The 20,860-nt window shown below is 55.4% G+C and carries 17 protein-coding genes and 1 pseudogene; 15 read left to right on the top strand and 3 right to left on the bottom strand.

Annotated features, from left to right (window positions below; all coding sequences use genetic code 11):
- Positions 1-117 precede the first annotated feature (117 nt).
- Positions 118-342, top strand: coding sequence for a hypothetical protein (locus TH3_RS14360; protein WP_007090685.1), 225 nt, complete (start codon positions 118-120; stop codon positions 340-342).
- Between the two features lie 30 nt (positions 343-372).
- Positions 373-2,022, top strand: coding sequence for a recombinase family protein (locus TH3_RS14355; RefSeq protein ID WP_040061035.1), 1,650 nt, complete (start codon positions 373-375; stop codon positions 2,020-2,022).
- 163 nt (positions 2,023-2,185) lie between these two features.
- On the opposite strand, the pseudogene TH3_RS14350 reads toward TH3_RS14355, so the two are convergent.
- Positions 2,186-2,551, bottom strand: a pseudogene (locus tag TH3_RS14350) (FGGY-family carbohydrate kinase); the annotation flags it as partial.
- On the opposite strand from TH3_RS14350, the gene TH3_RS14345 reads away from it, so the two are divergent.
- Entirely contained in the window at positions 2,497-3,306 is an 810-nt protein-coding gene (locus TH3_RS14345) for a TRAP transporter large permease (RefSeq protein ID WP_082242502.1), read from the top strand. The pseudogene TH3_RS14350 and the gene TH3_RS14345 sit on opposite strands and share 55 nt — an antisense overlap.
- Positions 3,307-3,346: 40 nt before the next feature.
- On the top strand, positions 3,347-4,087 hold the full coding sequence (gene kduD / locus TH3_RS14340; RefSeq protein ID WP_007090681.1) for a 2-dehydro-3-deoxy-D-gluconate 5-dehydrogenase KduD: 741 nt from the start codon (positions 3,347-3,349) through the stop codon (positions 4,085-4,087).
- 43 nt (positions 4,088-4,130) lie between these two features.
- Here the strand turns inward: kduD and TH3_RS14335 are convergent, their stop codons facing one another.
- Positions 4,131-5,153, bottom strand: a complete 1,023-nt coding sequence (locus tag TH3_RS14335; RefSeq protein WP_007090680.1) for a LacI family DNA-binding transcriptional regulator — start codon at positions 5,151-5,153, stop codon at positions 4,131-4,133.
- Between the two features lie 192 nt (positions 5,154-5,345).
- Here TH3_RS14335 and kduI point away from each other — a divergent pair, with 192 nt between their 5' ends.
- Complete coding sequence (gene kduI / locus TH3_RS14330) at positions 5,346-6,176, top strand: 5-dehydro-4-deoxy-D-glucuronate isomerase (RefSeq protein WP_007090679.1); 831 nt, start codon at positions 5,346-5,348, stop codon at positions 6,174-6,176.
- A 3-nt stretch (positions 6,177-6,179) separates the two neighbouring features.
- Positions 6,180-8,648: a hypothetical protein gene (locus TH3_RS14325; protein ID WP_007090678.1), complete on the top strand. Its 2,469-nt coding sequence runs from the start codon at positions 6,180-6,182 to the stop codon at positions 8,646-8,648.
- Positions 8,649-8,962: 314 nt separating this feature from the next.
- On the opposite strand, the gene TH3_RS14320 is transcribed toward TH3_RS14325, so the two are convergent.
- Complete coding sequence (locus TH3_RS14320; protein ID WP_007090677.1) at positions 8,963-10,090, bottom strand: Gfo/Idh/MocA family protein; 1,128 nt, start codon at positions 10,088-10,090, stop codon at positions 8,963-8,965.
- A 109-nt stretch (positions 10,091-10,199) separates the two neighbouring features.
- Here TH3_RS14320 and TH3_RS14315 point away from each other — a divergent pair, with 109 nt between their 5' ends.
- The 9 genes from TH3_RS14315 to iolG all read left to right on the top strand — a co-directional run bounded on the left by TH3_RS14315 (position 10,200) and on the right by iolG (position 20,607).
- Positions 10,200-11,024 carry a MurR/RpiR family transcriptional regulator gene (locus TH3_RS14315; RefSeq protein WP_007090676.1) on the top strand — a complete coding sequence of 275 codons (825 nt, stop codon included), beginning with the start codon at positions 10,200-10,202 and terminating at the stop codon, positions 11,022-11,024.
- Between the two features lie 194 nt (positions 11,025-11,218).
- The gene (locus TH3_RS14310; protein ID WP_007090675.1) at positions 11,219-12,160 is read left to right on the top strand and encodes a sugar ABC transporter substrate-binding protein; all 942 of its coding nucleotides are present in this window, start codon (positions 11,219-11,221) and stop codon (positions 12,158-12,160) included.
- 75 nt (positions 12,161-12,235) lie between these two features.
- Positions 12,236-13,333 (top strand): ABC transporter permease, encoded by a 1,098-nt coding sequence (locus tag TH3_RS14305; RefSeq protein ID WP_007090674.1) that lies wholly within the window; start codon positions 12,236-12,238, stop codon positions 13,331-13,333.
- Positions 13,333-14,112, top strand: a complete 780-nt coding sequence (locus TH3_RS14300; RefSeq protein WP_007090673.1) for an ATP-binding cassette domain-containing protein — start codon at positions 13,333-13,335, stop codon at positions 14,110-14,112. Before TH3_RS14305 ends, TH3_RS14300 begins: the two co-directional genes overlap by 1 nt.
- Positions 14,112-16,025 (top strand): bifunctional 5-dehydro-2-deoxygluconokinase/5-dehydro-2-deoxyphosphogluconate aldolase, encoded by a 1,914-nt coding sequence (locus TH3_RS14295; protein ID WP_007090672.1) that lies wholly within the window; start codon positions 14,112-14,114, stop codon positions 16,023-16,025. Before TH3_RS14300 ends, TH3_RS14295 begins: the two co-directional genes overlap by 1 nt.
- Complete coding sequence (gene iolD / locus TH3_RS14290) at positions 16,022-17,851, top strand: 3D-(3,5/4)-trihydroxycyclohexane-1,2-dione acylhydrolase (decyclizing) (protein WP_007090671.1); 1,830 nt, start codon at positions 16,022-16,024, stop codon at positions 17,849-17,851. The genes TH3_RS14295 and iolD overlap by 4 nt, the downstream gene beginning before the upstream one ends.
- Positions 17,852-17,855: 4 nt before the next feature.
- Entirely contained in the window at positions 17,856-18,761 is a 906-nt protein-coding gene (iolE, locus tag TH3_RS14285) for a myo-inosose-2 dehydratase (RefSeq protein ID WP_007090670.1), read from the top strand.
- A complete protein-coding gene (gene iolB, locus TH3_RS14280; RefSeq protein WP_007090669.1) occupies positions 18,761-19,564 on the top strand; it encodes a 5-deoxy-glucuronate isomerase in 804 nt (267 codons plus the stop codon). The genes iolE and iolB overlap by 1 nt, the downstream gene beginning before the upstream one ends.
- Positions 19,565-19,617: 53 nt before the next feature.
- Positions 19,618-20,607 carry an inositol 2-dehydrogenase gene (gene iolG / locus TH3_RS14275; RefSeq protein WP_007090668.1) on the top strand — a complete coding sequence of 330 codons (990 nt, stop codon included), beginning with the start codon at positions 19,618-19,620 and terminating at the stop codon, positions 20,605-20,607.
- Positions 20,608-20,860: the final 253 nt, after the last annotated feature.

The following is a 20,860-nucleotide window of genomic DNA, read 5'->3' as shown; positions in this document are numbered from 1 at the left end:
GTCTATGCAACGGCATAAGGCCGAAGAACGTATTTTAGTCGTATCTGATGAGGGTATTTTCACATTTTAGGTCATGCCATCTTTTCGGAGTATTTCTAATCACCGGAGGGTGTGAGGATGGCCATGAAACTGAATAAAATCATCTCGTGTCCAGCTAACGACAATGGCAAAGCGAAGAACGCGGATATAGACGTTCATATCTGCACTATATCTCGTGCTGTAGGCTATCATTTAGCTCGAAAACATTATTTGGCTTGGGAGAAAAAGCAACGTCGGGCAGCCAATGACAATAGTCCTGCCACATTGGAAGAAGAGATAAAGGGGAAAGGCCCCAAAGGGTGAACCTTTTAGTTTATGCGAAAGGAAAGCCTCATGACTCGTGTAGCATTGTATGCTCGTTATTCCTCCGACAACCAGAGTGAAAACTCCATAGAAGATCAGTTCCGTATTTGCCGGGAGCAGGCAAAACGGGAGAATCTGAGCATTGTTGGCACTTACCACGATGCAGCAATCTCGGGTGCCAGCATAACTTTGCGACCGGGTATTCAAAGCCTGTTGCAAGACGCGCAGGCGAAGAAGTTCGATATGGTGCTGGCAGAGGCATTGGATCGCGTCAGCCGGGATCAGGCCGATGTTGCAACTTTGTTCAAACATCTGAAGTTTGCCAGCGTGCGGGTCATTACATTGGCCGAAGGTGAAATCTCCGAACTGCATGTTGGCCTCAAGGGCACCATGAATGCTCTCTTTCTCAAGGACCTTGCCGACAAGACCCGTCGAGGTCTGCGCGGTCGAGTTGAGAGCGGTAAATCCGGTGGCGGGATTTGCTACGGCTATGATGTTGTAAAGCGTCTAAACAGTGATGGCGAACCGGTTACCGGTGAGCGCAGAATCAACGAAGCGGAAGCTGAAATTGTCCGCCGCATTTTCCGTGAATTTTCTGCGGGTAAAAGTCCGAAGGCGATCGCTGCTGATCTCAATCGGGAAGGCATACCCGGACCGTATGATCGTGTTTGGGGCGATACAACCATTCGTGGGCATGTTTCCCGAGGAACTGGTATTGTGAACAACGAACTTTATATTGGCGTGATGGTCTGGAACCGGCTTCATTATGTAAAGAACCCGGCGACCGGAAGGAGGGTTTCACGACCTAACCCGGAAACCGAATGGATCCGGACTGAGGTGCCTGGGTTGCGTATCGTTGGCGATGATCTTTGGCAGGCGGCACGTCGTCGGCAGGAAGAAATTTCCAGAAAGTACGCAAATTTAACCAAGGGTGTTCGCGCTTATCATGCCGCAAAGCTCAATACCTTGCGCAGACCTGCTTTCCTGTTTTCCGGCCTTATCAAGTGCGGTTGTTGTGGGGGTAACTATGGCATCATCACCCGAGACCGCTATGGATGCTTAAATCGTTATCGTCGTGGAACCTGTGACAATGGTCGGACAATTGTTCGAGACAAAATTGAAACCCGTGTTCTGGCCGGGCTTACCGAAAAACTGGTTTCTGCAAAGGCGGTGGCAGAAGCGGTTCAGGCCTATGCCGAAGGTCTGAACCAGATGAACCGGGAGCGCCGTGCAGAAGCTGTTCTTGATCGGCAAAAACTGGAAAAGGTCGAGCGCGGGATTGCTGGCATTATGTCCGCTATTGAAGATGGCATGTATCAATCGGCGATGAAGGCTCGTATGGAAGAGCTTGAGCAGGAAAAACAAGAGATCATGGCTCGTATGAGCGAGGTTCCTCAAGACGTTCCTGATATCCATCCAAATGTTGCGGAGATTTATCGGAAAAAGGTGCAAAATCTGACCGCAGCTCTCGACGATCCACAGATGTATGCGGAGGCGGCAGACGCAATCAGGTCTGTAGTTGGAGAAATAATTGTCACGCCGGGAGATAAGCGCGGTGAATTTCAAATCAGCTTGCGGGGTGAGTTAATGGGCATTCTCGACATTGCGACCGGGCATAAAAACCAAAGTCCACCTGAAGTTATAACAAAGGTGGCCTCGGGTCCCCGCAACCAACTTTAAGAAAGCCTGCCCTCGTGGCGGGCTTTTTTAATGTCTGGTAGGTGGGTGCATGTGGATTGGAAGATCGCAAACAGGCCAAGCCTGTTTGCCAGGTTCTTTGCGGAGCCCGTCGGGCGGAGCTGAGCGAACAAAGTGAGCGCTAATCCTGCCAAAATCCAGGATGTTACTGGCAAGATTTTATGGCGAGATACGCAGAACTGTACTTTTGATAAGCATCATCAAATGTGCTCGTCAGGCCTTTGTCCGGATCAATTGTTTCCCGAACTTCCGGGAGGCTCATGACAGTATTCGCGGCCAAACCGGTAGCAGCCGTGATGCCAAGTCGTGCAGCACCGAGTGCTGCTCCAAATTCGCCGCTTTTGGGAAGTGACAATGGGACGCCAAGAGTAGTTGCGATCAGCTGTATCCAGTATCGGGAGGCCGATCCTCCGCCAATAGCGATCAAACGATCCAGTTTAGCGTTGGTTGCGGCCAATGCCTCAAAGCTGTCTCGCAAACCAAACGCAACACCTTCAAGCACGGCACGCGTATCTTCCGGGCATCCTGATGGGGCTGTCGGTTATGATGGTCATTACCTTTTTTGCCATGCGTCGCGGTTATCGCACGGAAGGTAGTGTCGGCTGGTCGGAAATTCTGCATGTGACATGGCAGGCGTTGCCGCCGTTATTGATGATTATCCTGGTCATTGGTGGCATTGCGATCGGGGCGTTTACCGCGACAGAAGGTGCGGCGGTTGCGGTTCTGTATTCATTTGTTCTGTCGTTGATGTACCGGATGGCAAGCTTGCAGGAATATCTGGAAGCTTTGAAATCGTCGGCGGTTACGAGTTGTTCGATCCTGTTTCTGATCGCGGCATCGGGCATCATGTCCTATGTCATGACGATTGCCGGTATTCCTGATGTCATTGCCGAGACCATTCTGACCTTTGACAATCCCATTGTGATTTTGCTGGTGATGAATGTCTGTCTGCTGATCATCGGGTTTTTCATGGATCTGACGCCGGCAGTGTTGATTTTCACCCCGATCTTTTTGCCGATTGCGACCGAGATCGGCATTCATCCGGTGCATTTGGGCATCATCATGATCTTTAACCTTGGGGTTGGATCGATGACGCCACCGGTCGGGAGCGTCCTTTTTGTCGGGTGTGCGGTTGCCAATCTGCGCATTGATCAGGTGGTGCGGCCGATCCTGCCGTTCTTCTTTGCCACATCGGCGGCCTTGCTTCTGACCACTTATGTCCCCTGGATCACGTTGGCATTGCCGCGTTTCCTTGGGCTGATGTGACGTTCACCCATACCTAATCCTATCCAAGCGGAGTTATATCATGAATGCGTTCTCGCTGAGCGGTCGAAAAGCTTTGGTAACCGGTGCCAATGCCGGAATAGGGCAGGCTATTGCCGTCGCCATGGCACGCGCAGGTGCGGAAGTTGTCTGTGCAGGACGGCGAAGCTGCGGCGAAACGGTTGCAATGATCGGTGATGCGGGTGGTGTCGCAAGCGAAGTCATTGTTGATTTTGCTGATCCGATGGCGGGGGCGGCCCTGTTTGAAGGGGCCAATATCGACATTCTGGTCAATAATGCGGGGATTATCCGCCGCGCCGATTGCATCGATTTTACCGAAGAAGACTGGGACGCCGTCATGGATGTGAATGCCAAGGCGGTGTTCTTTACCTCGCAGGCGTTTGCCAAGGAGGTCTTTGCGCGCGGTGGGCAGGGCAAGATTGTGAATATCGCGTCGCTTTTATCGTTTCAGGGGGGCATTCGGGTTCCGTCCTACACCACATCCAAGCATGGTGTGGCCGGTTTGACCCGTATTCTGGCAAATGAATGGACGGCACGCGGTATCAATGTGAATGCGATTGCGCCGGGCTATATCGCGACAAGCAATACACAGGCGTTGCGTGATGATCCTGATCGGTCTGCGGCCATTCTGGAACGTATTCCGGCAGGGCGTTGGGGACGGCCTGATGATATCGCGGAAACAGCGGTTTATCTGGCAGCGCCCGCGTCTAATTATGTTTCAGGTGCCATTTTGAATGTTGATGGTGGCTGGCTTGCGCGATAGGGCGGTTTGTGGCGCCCTGATCACGTTTGGCCGATCATGTCTGTCAGCGTAGTTTTGCCGGTGGCGGACCGACGCTTTCGCGGTTAATGAGCTCGCACGCCAATTCAATCCGGCGTGCGGGCATTTCAATATCGGCATTGGTCAGTCGGCAGGTTTCAATCAGCAGATCCAGCGACAGCGCGCCGACTGTCTGCATCGGAATTTTGACCGATGTCAGCGCGGGCGACATGTATTGGCCCTGGGGCAGACCATCAATGCCGACCACAGAAACATCTTTCGGGACGTTGTAGCCCTTGGCTTGCAGGGCGGAAACAGCGCCGACAGCCAGGATATCGCCAGCAGCGACAATGGCGCTGAAAGAAAGGTTGCTATCGATGACCTCGGTAATGCGCTGGCTGGCGGCTTCGGCGGTCCAGTCGTCGATATCAATCACATAGTCGGGATTGTAATGTTCGGCCATGGCGTCGCGCCATCCTTCGAAGCGGCGCTGAATCGTGCGCCTGCCGGGGCGATTGAGAAACAGGATATGGCGGTGTCCTTGATTGATAAGATGTTTGGTCGCCAAGGAGGCCGCAGATCGATTGCACGGCGTGACCGAGCTTAGCTGCATTTCCGGATCGTCACCATTGACCAGGACGGCAGGCATATCCGAGGCGCGCACATAATCGAGTGTCGCATCATCGACGGAAACAAGCAAAAGACCGATCAAATCCGGGGCCTGTGCCGCGTTGTAGAGGTCTTCGAAGCGTTGATTGGGCTGATAGATGTAAGATTCTATGCGGATGTCCCGGCTTTCGGCGCGTTCGCGAACCCCTTCGAGAACATACATGGTGAACTGGCTGCGTTTGAAATCGATCATGGCCTCTTGCGAGGAAACAATCAGGACCTTTTGCCCGGCAGTGGTGCTTGAAACGGCGTAGTTCATTTCAATGGCCGCAGCCCGGATTCTGGAGGCGAGATGTTCGCGGACATAGCCATTTCCGCTTAGGGCGCGTGATACGGTTGCCGTAGAAACCCCAAGACGCGAGGCGATGTCGCTTATCTTCGTGCGTCCGCTAACTGCCATGTTTTTCCCTTTCCTGATTCTCATCAGTTTGTGGAATTTATTTACATATTGCACGAAAAATTTCTTGGTGTGATGTTTTTTCTTGTGCGGAACAGGAAGCCATCTTCCTGCTTCTGCGAATTTATAAAGTACGTCACCGATCCAAACGGTGGCTGAACGTGCAGGAACATCCTTAGGAGATATCCCGTGGCTATGGAACAACGCTATGGTGCCGGTCCCGATCAGATCGATGGAATGAATACGACCCAGTTGCGCGAGAATTTTATGGTCGAGCGTCTCTTTGTGCCGGGTCAGATCAGCTTTGCGTATACTCATTTTGATCGGATGATTGTCGGTGGTGCCGTTCCGGGGGAAAAGGCGCTTGGCTTTGGCGATGGCAAAGATGTCGGGACGAACCTGTTCTTTGATGCGCGTGAAATGGGCATTGCAAACCTTGGCGGCGCGGGCTGGATCGAGGTGGACGGAACGCGCTATGAGCTTGCAAACCGCGATGTTCTTTATATCGGCCGTGGTGCTGAAACCGTCTCGCTGGGTAGTAATGATGCCAAAAGCCCGGCACGTTTTTATATGAATTCGGTCCCGGCGGGGCATTCAGTGCCGACGAGCCTGATCACGCGTGCGGAATCGAAAATCCTTGAGATGGGGGATGCCGAGAAAAGCAATCGCCGTTCCCTGGCGATGTATATTCATCCAGAGGTCGCGCCATCCTGTCTGTTGCTGATGGGCATTACCGATCCGGCGAAGGGTTCGGTCTGGAACACCATGCCGCCGCACCTGCATGAGCGCCGCATGGAGGCCTATTGCTATTTCGATCTTTCGGATGAAGACCGGGTTATGCATTTCATGGGGCGCCCGGATAATACCCGTCATCTGGTTGTGGCAAATGGCGATGTCGTCCTGTCGCCAGCCTGGTCCATTCATATGGGGGCCGGTACCGGGCCGTATGGTTTTGTGTGGGGCATGACCGGGGAAAATCAGGAATATACCGATGTTTCGCCGGTTGCCATTAAGGAGCTGCGTTAAGTCATGCTGCTTAAATCCGGAGCATCCGTTCCTTACTGGCAGGTCACGTCGCTTGAAGAACGGGTATATGATGTGGCGGATATGCCGATGGAAGGCGAGATGGATTCAACCTTTTTCCTGACAAAGGAAAAGAATTTCATCCCGCATACCTATCCCTGCCGGACCGCTTATATTGCCGAACGCCGTGGCAAAGAAATTGCCGAACTGCCGTTCCCTGACTGGCGGAAGGCAAGAAATATTTTGCCAGGTGGATCACCGTTTCTTGATCTTTCGGGGTTCTGGTTCCGGGCAACCCATATTCAGGGTTGGGCGAGAACGGCGATCAATGCCATGGATGCAGGCCCTGCGCGGTTGCGATTGGGTATTTGTGGGGCCGCGCGCGTGTATGTGAACGGGCGGGCGGTTGCGTGGCTTTCGCCCGCGACCCGGAATGCCATGGACGAGGTCGAGTTTGAGGCCAATCTGAAACAGGGCCACAACGAGGTTGCCGTCCAGTTTGAAGATCTGTGCGAGCGCGATGCGGTTTTCCGTATTGCGCTTGTCTGGATTGACGGCCCAAAGGCAGAGGCGGGGAATTGTTTTCCGGCGGAACCTGAGGCCGTATCTGCGGTCGAGGCGGCTGTTGATGCCATGCATCTTGATCGTAAATTCTATGACAGTGATGATATCTGGCTTGTCATGCCGGTGCCGTTTCCGGACAAGGTTCGCGGCCGGGTAAGGGTTGCCGGTCATTTCATGTCGCATGATCATGATGATGTGACGTTTGAAATTCCCGCGGGGGCAGATCGCGTGCGTCTGGCATCGTCGAACGATTTTCCGGCAGATTACCGGTATTTCGGATTTGCGTTCCAGTGCGGCGATTTTGCATCCGAAGCGCGGCTTGGCGCGGAGGTCAGTTGGCGTTCTGTAACCGGGCCAGCACCGGAAAGTCTTGAGACGCGCATTGCCGAAAGCCTTGCATGGATTGCAAAGAACGGTGAAACCGATACCGAAACCGCACTTGCCTGTGCGGCCGTCGGGGATGAGGTGGCGTTGGCGCGTGCCGAGGCAATCATCAACACGGCTTTGCCGGGGATCGAGCAGTGTTATGACTGTGCTGATTTTGCGCTGGTTCCGCTGTTGTGGACGCGCATTGTGTTTGCAGATCGGCTACCTGCATCTTTGGTCGCGCGTATTGATGCCGCCATTCTTGAATTCCGTTACTGGATGGATGAACCGGGCAACGATGTTCAGTGGTATTTCTCGGAAAACCATGCATTGTTGTTCCATACTTCTGCCTATCTGGCAGGGAACCTGTTGCCGCAGTCACATTTCCGGCGCGCAGATCGCAATGGCATCGCACAGAAACAGGCGGGCTTTGAGCGTCTGATGGCGTGGTTCGATCATTTCGAAGCGGCCGAAATGGCGGAATTCAATTCTGGCACCTATTTCCCGATTGATCTTAAAGGGCTGGCGGCCCTGTTTGCGCTTGCACCCGACGAAGTCATTCGGAAACGGGCATCTGGTGCCATTACCCGACTGATCACCGTGATTGCCAATTCGGCGCATCACGGCGTCATTACCGGGGCGCAGGGCCGAAGTTACGAGCATTCACTTTGCGTCGCCGATACTTTGGAACTAAACGGTCTTGCCAGATTGCTGTGGGGCAAAGGGCAGTTTGGGGCGCATGTGAATTGCCTGGCCCAGATGGCTTTGGCGTTGCGTGATCATGGGCTTGAATTGCCTGATCTTGCCGATATTGCCTGCTGGGAGAAACGCGATACCGCGCAGGAATGGACTTTCTGGCAGGGCGAAAATGCGTTTTGCCGATTGTATCATTACAAAACCAGTGAAACCGCGATGGGAAGTGCCGCACTTTATCGTTGGCGGGACTGGGGATATCAGGAAACGCTTCTTCAGGCGCGGATCGGTCGCGAGCCGGGCGCACAGATATTCATCAACCATCCCGGCGAAATTGTTCAATCCGGTTTTGGTCGCCCGTCCTTCTGGGGCGGATCGGCAAGTGTTCCACGCGTTCAGCAATATCGTGATCTGGCGATTGTCCGGTTTGAAGGTGTGGCACCGCAACCTGATTTTACCCATGCATGGTTCCCGACATTGGCGTTTGATGAATGGCATGTCGATGGATATCGGGCGTCGGCACGTTCGGGCGAGGGTGCGTTGCTTATATCGGCGTCGGGACCTTTGGAGCTTGTGCAAACGGGCGGGTCGGCCGGGCATGAATTGCGTCTTGCGGGGCGTGATGGGATATGGGTTGTTCGACTGGGACATGCCGGTGATTTGGCGAAATTTGCCAATAGCCATGCGCTTGATGTTCATGTTGATACCGATGGCACATATCGTATCGAAGATGCGCAATATGGCGCGGTGTTGTTCCATCAAAACGGCGTCGTATCGGCCGAGGGCCGTGCTCTTAATCCAATGGAATGGACGCTTGAGGGCGACCGCAAGGAATTGCCGCTGGTTCACTGAGGGAGCCGAGACCTCCCGTCGGCTCCTGAATGATGAAGGCCGGAATAGCAGAAATGCTGTTCCGGCCTTTTCATTATCGGTGGCGTATTGACGGTCAAATTGCAGCCTGTCTTGCGCATGTTGCTTGGCTGTTTATAGGGCATCTTTGGGAAGCGCCGACCGTTTGGGGTGTGAAACACACCAAAGAAGGATGGAAACCATGCCTGCAAAATCAAAAGCACAGCAGAGGGCGGGGATATTGGTGCCTTTTGCCAAGTGGAAGGGCAAGCCCGAACATATGTCGGACGCTTGAGCCCTTCCGATAATGCCGTGCGTTAAAGGTCGTCGATTTTTACACGCCGTTCTTCGCGGGCCGACAGGGCGACCGCGTGGATGACCTTTTCGAATTCAAAGGCATCGTCAAAGCCCGGATAGGCAGCGTGATTGTCGCGGATGGCGCGCAGAAGGGCGGCGGCTTCGATCACCTTGAGGTCGTTAAAGCCAAGCTGATGACCTGGTGCCGGACAGAAATTGCCATAAGGCGGATGTTCCGGGCTGGTCAGGATGGTGGTAAAGCCCTGTTTGGCGGTCGGGCCGTCATTGCGGTAAAGCTGCAATTCGTTCAGCCGTTCCTGATCAAAGCACAGCATGCCCTTTGTCCCGTGGACTTCCCATGCCAGCCGGTTTTTGCGCCCCCAGGCGGAGCGGGAGGTTGAAATGCTGCCCTGTGCGCCATTGGCAAAGCGGACAAGGGCGGTTGCAGTATCTTCGTTTTCGACCTTTGCCCGGCCCGCCCCATCGGCCAGCGGGCGGGTTTCATGGACCGTCTGCATATCGGCAATCAGGCTGTCGATCGGGCCGACAAGGCCATAGGTCATCGAAACCAGATGACATCCCAGATCGCCAAGTGCGCCCAAACCAGCGTCGGCAATCGTGCTGCGCCAGGTCCAGGGGAGTTCGGGGTTGGCCTGATAATCCTCGTCCACCCAGCCGCGAAAATGCACAATGTCGCCAATCGCACCCTCGCGCACCAGTTTGCAGGCATGGGTAAAGGCGGGGTTTTTGATGTAATTATAGCCGACCATGGTTTTCACCCCGGCCTTGCGCGCCGCATCGCGCATCGCACGCGCCTGATCAAGCGTCAGGGCCAGCGGCTTTTCGCAATAGACATGCTTGCCCGCCGCAATTGCGGCCAGCGCCATGTCAAAATGCAGCATATTTGGGGTGGTGATCGACACGATATCGACCGCCGGATCGGCAATAAGGGCCTTCCAGTCATCGGTGGCACGCGCAAAACCGAACTGATCGGCCATGGTTCTGGCCTTGTCCGCCGGGGTATCACAGAGTAGTTCAAGACGGACATCAGGGACATCGCCCATCACGGCGCGAACCGCGCCAAATGCAAGCGCATGCGCCTTGCCCATGAAACCGGTGCCGATAAGGCCAATACCGATGGATGCCATTTCGCTGGACTCCCTGTCTGTATCAAAATAGAATTTTTATTCTATAAAATGGATGATCATGGAATGCATCCAGCGTCAAGCAAAAACAAAAACAGGAACCCCGTACGCCATGACGGAACAAACCGCGCCGGTCTCGCTTGAAGAATTCAATCATCGGCTGGCTGAAATATCGGAGGCAATGCCCAAAAGATTGAGGCAATGCGCCGAATTTGTCGCCCAGAATACAGACCGTATTGCGGTTTCGACCGTGGCGGAACTGTCCGCCGGGGCGGGGGTGCAACCATCGGCCTTCATGCGGTTTTGCCAGTTGCTGGGCTTTTCGGGATTTTCCGAAATGCAGAAAATGTTTCGCGAAACCTATGCCCAGAAATGGCCCGATTACGCGACGCGATTGGAAAATCTTCGGGCAAGCGGGGCCGATAGCCCCAGTGCGCTTTTGGCGGAGTTTGTCGAGGCCGGGCGGCTGTCGCTTGAAAATCTGGCGTCGTCGATTGATGCCGGATTGCTTGAGGAAGCGGTCAATGTGCTGGCCGCGGCCCCAATGATCCATATTGTCGGGTTCAGACGCGCCTTCCCGGTGGCCAGTTATTTATCCTATGCATTTGAAAAGATGGATATTCCGGCGGTTCTGCATGACGGAGTGGGGAAGCTTAACCCGCGTCATGCCATTCGAAAGGGCGATGTGATGATTGCCATTACCTTCGCGCCCTATTCGCAGGAAACCATCGATCTGGCGGCCTATGCACGGGGACTCGGCAACCCGGTTGTTGCGATTACCGATACCATGACCAGCCCGCTTCGGCGGATTGATGCCCTGACCCTTGCGGTGTCCGAGGTCGATGTCGGGGCCTTCAGGGCGCTGTCGGCCACGCTTTCGCTGGCGATTTCGTTGGCGGTGGCGATTGGGGCAAAACGGGATCGGGCAAACGAATAGAAAAAATTTGTTGCATCAAAATGAAAATGGAATAAAAATTCCATTCATCGAATTCGGGGTACCTGACCCCGAAGCGAGGCCCGGTAAAAAGTGACGCCTTAAGAAATCACAGGCCGGACCGTTCACTGAACATTCAGTCGACGCATCGGGGCGCAAAATGCGGCCCCGTTTCAAAGCCACTAGGGAGGCTAACGATGAAGAAGACTTTGACCGCAATTGCGGCCGCTGCCATTGCCTTTGCCGGATTTACCGGGACTGCTTCGGCAGAAGACGAAAAATTCGTTCTGATCAGCCATGCACCGGACTCGGACAGCTGGTGGAACACCATCAAGAATGCCATCAAGGTCGCAGGCGACCAGATGGAAGTCACGGTTGATTACCGCAACCCGCCGACCGGCGATCTGGCCGATATGGCCCGTATTGTCGAGCAGGCAGCGGCTACCAACCCGGATGGCATCATTGTCACCATCGCCGATTTCAACGTGCTTAAAGGCCCGATCATGGATGCGGTTGATCGCGGTATTCCGGTGATCACAATCAATTCCGGCACCGTTGAACAGTCCGCCGAGCTTGGCGCGCTGATGCATGTTGGTCAGCCGGAATATGATGCCGGTTTCGGAGCGGGCAAACGTGCCGCAGCCGCCGGTGCAAAATCATTTGTCTGTGTGAACCATTACATCACCAACCCGGCATCGGTTGAGCGTTGCCGTGGCTTTGCCGATGCGCTTGGTGTCGAGCTTGGCAGCCAGATGATCGATAGCGGCATGGACCCGTCGGAAGTGAAGAACAAGGTCGCGGCCTATCTGAATACCAACAAGGATGTCGATGCGATCCTGACACTTGGCCCGAATTCGGCCCATCCGACGCTGGCCGCCGTTCGTGATGCCGGTCTTGCCGGTCAGATCATGTTTGGCACCTTTGACCTTTCGGGCGAAATCGCCGAAGCGATCAAAAAGGGTGAGATCAATTTCGCCATTGATCAGCAGCCTTACCTTCAGGGGTATCTGCCGGTCGTTATCCTGACCAACTATGCACGATATGGTGTTCTGCCGTCCGGCAACATCAATTCCGGTCCCGGTTTCATCACCAAGGACAATATCGCGCTTGTTGAAAAATACGCTGGCGAATTCCGTTAAGCATTCCTCCCGTCAGGGGGTGGGCAGCGTGCCGCCCCCTGGCAAAACTCACCTGCCAGATAAAAGAGTGATGTCATGACGGACGAGCGGCTCAAGCAAGTCTCAACCCTTCGACGTGCCATGATCCGACCGGAACTGGGTGCTATTTGCGGCACGATCCTGGTCTTTGTATTCTTCTTCATGATCGCGGGCGATAGCGGCATGTTCTCGCCCGAGGGGGTGCAGAACTGGGGCGTGGTTTCTGCGCAGTTTGCCATTATTGCGGTTGGTGCCTGCCTTTTGATGATTGCCGGCGAATTTGATCTGTCGGTCGGATCAATGATCGGTTTTGCCGGGGTGGTGATTGCCATCCTGTCGGTCCATCTGGGATGGCCGGTGTGGCTGTCGATCATTGCGGCCTTTGTCATTTGTGTCGGGCTTGGCGCGTTAAACGGGTTCCTTGTGATCAAGACCGGATTGCCAAGCTTTATCGTTACCCTTGCATTTCTTTATATCCTGCGCGGTTTGACGATCTGGTTATCCATCCTGACCACACGCCAGACGATTATTGGCGGGGTCAAGGAAGCCGCAGAGGGCGATCCGCTGGCATTTCTGTTTGGCGGCGTGATTTTCAAGGATCTGTTCCAGTGGTTTGCCGATCTTGGACTGCTTGATACCTTTACGCGCGGTTCGCGCGAGGGGCAGCCGGTTGTTGAAGGCCTGCCGATGCTGGTGGTCTGGGCGGTGGTGCTGGTGATTTTCGGGCACTGGCTTTTGACCAAAACCCGGTTTGGCAACTGGATTTTCGCATCCGGCGGGGATGCGCAAGCCGCACGCTATGTCGGCGTGCCGGTCAATCGGGTCAAAATCCTGATGTTCATGTTTACCGCGTTCTGTGCCACGGTTTTCGCCACCTGTCAGGTGATGGAATTCGGTTCGGCCGCAGCCGACCGCGGACTTTTGAAAGAATTTGAAGCGATTATCTGTGTGGTGATCGGCGGGGCGCTTCTGACCGGGGGATATGGTTCGGTCATCGGGGCAGCACTTGGTGCGCTGATTTTCGGTGTGGTTCAGCAGGGGCTGTTTTTTGCCGGGGCTGAAAGTTCGCTGTTCCGTGTGTTCCTGGGCGGTATCCTGATCCTTGCCGTCATCATGAACACCTATATCCGCCGCATGATCACGGGAGAACGGTGATGAGCACGCCATTGATTGAAATGAACAATATCGAGAAGCATTTTGGTCCGGTGATTGCGCTGGGCGGGGTGTCGTTCGATGTGATGGAAGGCGAATGCCATTGTCTTCTGGGCGATAATGGTGCTGGCAAATCGACCTTTATCAAGACCATGTCGGGTGTGCATAAACCGACCAAGGGCACGATGAAGGTCAGCGGCAAGGAAATCACCTTCGATAGCCCGCGTGATGCCATGGAAAACGGTATTGCCACGGTTTATCAGGATCTGGCGATGATCCCGTTAATGTCGGTGACGCGCAATTTCTGGATGGGGCGTGAACCGCGCAAAAGTTTCGGCCCGTTCAAATGGATCGATTTCGATCACGCCAATTCGGTCACACTTAATGAAATGGCGCGTATGGGGATTAATCTGCGCGAGCCGGAACAGGCCGTCGGCACCCTTTCGGGGGGCGAGCGGCAGACGGTGGCGATTGCGCGTGCGGTCTATTTCGGGGCCAAGGTCCTTATTCTGGATGAACCGACATCGGCGCTTGGCGTGCGGCAGACGTCAAACGTCCTTGCGACCATCGACCGGGTGCGGAAATCGGGCATCGGGGTGATTTTCATTACCCATAACGTGCGCCATGCCATGGCGGTGGGCGACCGTTTCACGGTTTTGAACCGTGGACAGACGCATGGCACGGCAAAGCGGGGTGATATCAAACCCGAAGAATTGCAGGATCTGATGGCGGGCGGTCAGGAACTGGCCGAGCTTGAAGGGTCGCTTGGGGGGACGATCTGATGAAAAAGCTTGATGTCATTACCATCGGACGATCATCGGTTGATCTTTACGGGGCGCAGATCGGCGGCCGACTTGAGGATATGGCATCCTTTAACAAATATATCGGCGGATCACCGACCAATATGGCGTGTGGCACCGCGCGGCTTGGCCTGAAATCGGCCCTGATCACGCGGGTGGGCGACGAGCACATGGGGCGTTTCATCCGCGAACAGTTGCTGGCCGAGGGTGTCGATGTCCGTGGTGTTGTCACCGATCCGGAACGTCTGACCGCCCTTGTCCTTCTGGGCGTGCGCGATCAGGAACAGTTTCCGTTGATTTTCTATCGGGAAAACTGTGCCGATATGGCGCTGTGCGAGGATGATATTGATCCCGAATTCATTGCCGATGCGCGGTGCGTCACGGTGACGGGGACGCATTTATCGCATCCGCGCACCCGGGCGGCCGTGCTGAAGGCATTGAAACTGGCGCGGGAAAACGGGGCCAAAACGGCCCTTGATATTGATTACCGGCCCAATCTTTGGGGATTGTCGGGGCATGGGGATGGTGAAAACCGCTTCATTGCATCGGACAAGGTGACCAAGGAACTGCAAGCGACATTGCATCTTTTTGACCTGATCGTCGGGACCGAGGAAGAGTTCCACATTGCCGGTGGCACGACCGATACGCTTGAGGCGCTGGAAAATGTGCGGGTTACGTCGAACGCGACACTGGTGTGCAAACGCGGGCCGATGGGGGCGGTTGCCTTTACCGGCAAGATTGGCGCGAAGCTTGATGACGGTATTTCCGGCCCCGGTTTTCCGGTCGAGGTGTTTAACGTTCTGGGCGCGGGTGATGGGTTTATGTCGGGGCTGCTTAAGGGGTGGCTGACGGATCAGGACTGGGAAACGTCACTTAAATATGCCAATGCCTGCGGGGCATTTGCCGTGTCGCGGCATGGCTGTACGCCGGCTTATCCAAGCTGGGAAGAATTGCAGTTCTTCTTTGATCGCGGGATCAAGAACCCGTCGCTGCGTCATGATGCGGAGCTGGAGCAGATCCATTGGTCGACCAACCGGATGGGTGATTGGCCGGAAATGCGGGTTTTTGCATTTGATCACCGCATGCAGCTTGAAGATCTGGCCGATGAGGTTGGGGTTTCGCGTGATCGGATCGGACCGTTCAAGGAGCTTTGCCTGCGTTCGGTGCGCGATGTGGCGGGTGATAAGCCGGGTTATGGGATTTTGTGCGAACCGCGCCTGGGGCGCGATGCGCTTTATGCGGCGGCTGGCACCGGGCTTTGGATCGGGCGGCCGGTTGAATTGCCGGGATCGCGTCCGTTACGGTTGGAAATCGGCCCGGATATCGGCAGCAAGCTTGCGGAATGGCCGGTCGAGCATGTCGTCAAGGTGCTGTGTTTCTATCACCCCGATGATGACGCGGCGATGAAGGAAGATCAGGAAGAAACCATCAAGCGGCTGGCGGATGGGGCACGGGCCAACCGGCTTGAATTCCTGTTGGAAATCATCCCGTCAAAGGTTGCGGCCTGTGATGATCAGACGACGGCGAAAATCATCGAGCGGTTCTATGAAATCGGGGTTTATCCCGATTGGTGGAAGCTGGAGCCGATGAAATCGGACGCGGCATGGCGTCATGCCTGTGACATGATTTCGCGCCATGATCCTTATTGCCGGGGCATCGTCGTTCTGGGCCTTGAAGCACCGGAGGCCGAACTGGTGGCAAGCTTCGAAGTTGCGGCCAAGCATGACATGGTCAAGGGCTTTGCCGTCGGGCGGACGATCTTTGCCGGGGTTGCGCGCGACTGGCTTGCGGGTAACATTGACGATCAAACAGCCGTTGCACAGATGGCGGAAAAATATCGCGCGCTTTGCACCACATGGGATGCGGCGCGCAAAAAATCGGGAGGAGCGGCATGAAAACCGTTCGATTAACCGCCGCCCAAGCGATGGTGCGGTATCTGAGCAGACAGCAGAACGAAGACGGTGTACCGTTTTTCGGCGGGTGCTGGGCGATTTTTGGTCATGGCAATGTCGCCGGAATGGGCGAGGCATTGCACGGCATCGGGGATGATTTCCCGACTTGGCGCGGCCATAACGAGCAGGGCATGGCCCATGCCGCCATTGCCTATGCCAAGGCATCGAACCGCAAACGTGCCATGACGGTCACGACATCGATCGGGCCGGGTGCGACCAATATGGTCACGGCGGCGGCATTGGCGCATGTCAACCGCCTGCCGGTTCTGTTTGTGCCCGGCGATGTGTTTGCCAATCGCGCCCCCGATCCGGTGTTGCAGCAGGTCGAGGATTTCGGCGATGGCACGATTTCGGCCAATGATTGTTTCAAGCCGGTCAGCCGTTATTTTGACCGCATCATGCGCGCCGAGCAGCTTTTGACCGCCCTGCCACGTGCGATGGCGACCCTGACCGATCCGGCTGATTGCGGCCCGGTGACATTGGCATTCTGTCAGGATGTGCAGGCAGAAGCCTTTGACTGGCCCGAAAGTTTCTTTGACGTCAAAGTCTGGAAAACCCAGCGCCCGCGCGCCGATCTGGATCAGCTTGACGCGGCGGTGGCGGCGATCAAGGCGGCCAAGCAGCCAATGATCATTGCAGGCGGCGGGGTGCATTACGCGGGGGCGTGCGATGCCCTGGCCGAGTTCGCCCATCGTCACAATATCCCGGTCGGGGAAACGCAGGCGGGTAAATCATCCATGCCGTGGGATGATGATCTTAACCTTGGTTCCATTGGGGTTACGGGGGCGAGTAGTGCCAACGCGATTGCCGAAAAATCCGATCTGATCATTGCGGTCGGGACAAGGTTGCAGGATTTCACCACCGGCAGCTGGGCCCTTTTCAAGCATCCGGACCGGCGCATCCTGTCGATCAATGTCGCGGCCTATGACGCGGCCAAACATAATGCGATTGCGGTGACGGGGGATGCCAAAATCACCCTTGCCGAAATTGGCAACATGCTGGGCGATTACCGGGCACCGGCGATTGACGCCGGGCTTAAATCCGACTGGATTGCGGCGGTGGACAAGGTGACGGCAACGCCGACGGGCAATGCCCTTCCGACCGATGCGCAGGTGATTGGTGCGGTTCAGCGCAGTGTTGATGACGATGCGATTGTGGTTTGTGCGGCGGGTGGTCTGCCCGGCGAGCTGCACAAGCTTTGGAAGGCGGCAAAACCCAACGGTTATCACGTTGAATACGGCTTTTCCTGCATGGGATATGAAATTGCCGGTGGGTTGGGTGTCAAGATGGCACAGCCCGACCGCGAGGTCGTCGTGATGGTCGGTGACGGGTCATACATGATGATGAATTCCGAACTGGCGACCAGTGTGATGCTGGGCCATAAGATCATCACCGTGATCCTTGATAACCGTGGTTATGGCTGTATCAACCGGCTGCAAATGGCGACGGGTGGGGAGAGTTTCAACAACCTTCTGGATACCGCGCGCCATGTGGTGCCGTCCGCGATTGATTTCACCGCCCATGCCGGATCGATGGGGGCGATTGCCGAAAAGGTATCGTCGATCAGCGAACTGGAAGCGGCGATGGAACGTGCGCGCAAGGCAGACCGGTCATACGCCATTGTCATTGATACCGATCCCCTGCCAAGCACCGATGAAGGTGGTCATTGGTGGGATGTTGCCGTGCCCGAAGTTTCGGTTCGGCCAACGGTGAACGAAGCACGCAAAAATTACGAAGCTGCGCTTAAACAACAGCGCCCCGGAGATTAAGAAAATGATCCTTTACGGTACCAACCCGATTGCCTGGTCCAATGACGATGATCAGACGCTGGGTGCTGAAATCAGCCTTGAAACCTGTTTGTCCGAAGCAGGTGAAATCGGTTTTGACGGGATTGAAAAAGGCCACAAGATGCCGACCGAACCGGCGGCACTGAAGGCCAAGCTTGATCCCAACGGGCTTAAATTCGTGTCGGGCTGGCATTCGCTTAACCTTCTGACCCATTCGGTCGAGGACGAGAAAAAGGCGATACAGCCGCATCTGGATTTGCTGAAAGCCATGGGATGCAAGGTGTGCATCGTGTGTGAAACCAGCAATGCGATCCACGGCAACGACAATGCCGCCCTGTCCGAAAGCCCGGTTTTGCCAGCGGATAAATGGGCGAAATTTGGCGCGGATGTTGAGGCGATTGCCGCCTATTGCGCCGATCAGGGTGTGACATTGGTGTATCACCACCATATGGGCACGATTGTTGAAACGGCTGATGAAATTCATGCATTCATGGCCCATACCGGCCCGAAAACGCACCTGTTGCTGGATACCGGACACGCGTGGTTTGGCGGGGCAAATCCCGAAGAACTGGCAACCCGTTATATGGATCGGGTGGCGCATATCCATTGCAAAAACGTGCGTCCAAAAATCGCCGATCAGGTGCGCAATCAGCATCTGAGCTTCCTTGAAGGGGTGCGGCGCGGGGTGTTTACCGTGCCCGGCGACGAGGAAGGCATTGTTGATTTCGAACCGGTTCTGAAGATCGCGGCCGAGCATGATTATTCCGGCTGGCTGGTAATCGAGGCCGAACAGGACCCGGTTGTGCGCAACCCGTTCAAATATCAGTCGATGGGGCTTAAGGCGCTGCGTGCGATGGCGCAGAAAACCGGACTGGATAAGGGAGAAGCCTGATGGCCGATCTGCTGAGAAAACCGTGGGGGACAACCGGAAAAGTCCATGACATTACCGCCCAAAGTGCCAATTGGGGCTATGTCGGGTTCGGGCTTTATCACCTGAAAGCGGGTGAAGCGGCAGCCGAGCCGACGGGCGACCGCGAGGTGATTCTGGTCCTTGTCGAAGGCAAGGCCGAAATCGCGGTGGATGATCAGAATTTCGGGGAACTGGGCAAACGCATGAGCGTGTTTGAACGTATCCCGCCTGCCTGTGTCTATGCGCCCAACGATGCCAACTGGAATGCCAAGGCGACAACCGATTGCACGCTTGCGGTTTGTACCGCGCCGGGCAAGGGCAATTATCCGGCGCGCGTGATCAGCGATATCGAGATGGTCGAACGCGGCAAGGGCGCCAATACCCGATACATCCATCCGATTGCGATGGAGGAAAAGGATATTGCCGACAGTCTGCTTGTGACCGAGGTTTTCACCCCGTCCGGCAACTGGTCAAGCTATCCGCCGCACCGCCATGACGAGGATAATTATCCCGACATGACATACCTTGAGGAAACCTATTATCACCGGCTTAATCCCAAGCAGGGCTTTGGTTTCCAGCGGGTCTTTACCGAGGATGGGGAGCTTGATGAAACCATGGCGGTTTCGGACGGCGATGTGGTGCTGGTGCCCAAGGGGCATCACCCGTGCGGCAGTCCTTATGGCTATGAGATGTATTATCTGAATGTCATGGCCGGACCGATGCGCAAATGGCGGTTCCAGAACCATCCCGATCATGACTGGATTTTCCAGCGCGACAGCAAATAACCCGTTTTCCGTATTCCCATCTTCGCAACATTTGTCCTTTCAGGATGTCAGACATGCTTAATATCGGACTTCTTGGTGCTGGCCGTATCGGCATCACCCACGCCAAAGCCGTTCAGGCCCTGCCAAATGCCAAAATCGCCAAGGTTTTCGACCCGGTCGATGCCGCGGCGGAAAATGCCATTGCCCTGACCGGGGCGACCCGTGCGACGGTCGAGGAAATCATGGCGGATGGCAATATTCACGCCGTTATCATTGCCACCCCGACCGATCTTCATGCCGATCAGATCGAACTGGCCGCACGTGCGGGCAAGGCGATTTTCTGTGAAAAGCCGATTGATCTGGATGCCGGGCGGGTGCGCGATTGCCTGAAGGTGGTCGAGGAAACCGGTGCGGTTCTGATGGTCGGGTTCAACCGTCGTTTTGACCCCAGTTTTGCCCGCCTTCGGGCCGAAATTGACGCGGGCGCGATTGGCGATGTTGAAATGGTGCAGATCACGTCGCGTGATCCGTCCGCGCCGCCGGTTGATTATATCAAACGGTCGGGCGGGCTGTTCCGCGATATGATGATCCATGACCTTGATATGGCGCGCTTCCTTCTGGGCGAGGAGATTGTATCGGTCTATGCGACCGGTGCGGTCCTGACCGATCCGGCGATCAAGACGACGGGTGATGTCGATAGTGCGGCGGCCACACTTCGGACCAAAAGCGGCCGGATGGCGGTGATCACCAATTCGCGCCGTGCGACATATGGCTATGACCAACGCATCGAAGTCCATGGCTCAAAAGGTCTGGTCGAGGCCGGAAACCATCGCACCACGTCGGTGACGGTGGCGAACGGATCGGGCTATACCGCCGAACCGTTGATGGATTTCTTCATGTCGCGTTATGCCGATGCCTATCGCATCGAGCTGACGACTTTCTGTGATGTGGTGGCGGGTAAAACCAGCAATTATCCGAGTGGTGCGGATGGCCTGAAAGCGTTGCTTCTGGCCGATGCGGCGCTTGAATCGCTTTCGAGTGGTAAGGAAGTTCTGGTCGGGTAAGCGAAAAAAAAATTGCCGATCAGATCAAAAAGTTCTTGATTTGTTCCTTTTGGTCTGCTATAAGAACCAAGTCAACACCAGAATTGCGCCCGTCGGGAATTTCCCGCCGGGCGTTTTTGTTTTGGTGGTATGTGGTGTGCAGTATGCGGCGGACAGCCAGATTGGCGGTTCGTCGGGTCGGTATTATGGCCACGAGCGGCGATTTTGGCCGTCTTGCTGGCCGTCTTGCTGGCGGTCAAGCGGGGGGCAAACG

This window comes from Thalassospira xiamenensis M-5 = DSM 17429 (genome assembly GCF_000300235.2).
Classification (GTDB): Bacteria; Pseudomonadota; Alphaproteobacteria; order Rhodospirillales; family Thalassospiraceae; genus Thalassospira; species Thalassospira xiamenensis.
The sequence above is the reverse complement of the archived record's forward strand: the minus strand, read 5'-3'. Positions and strand labels throughout refer to the sequence as shown.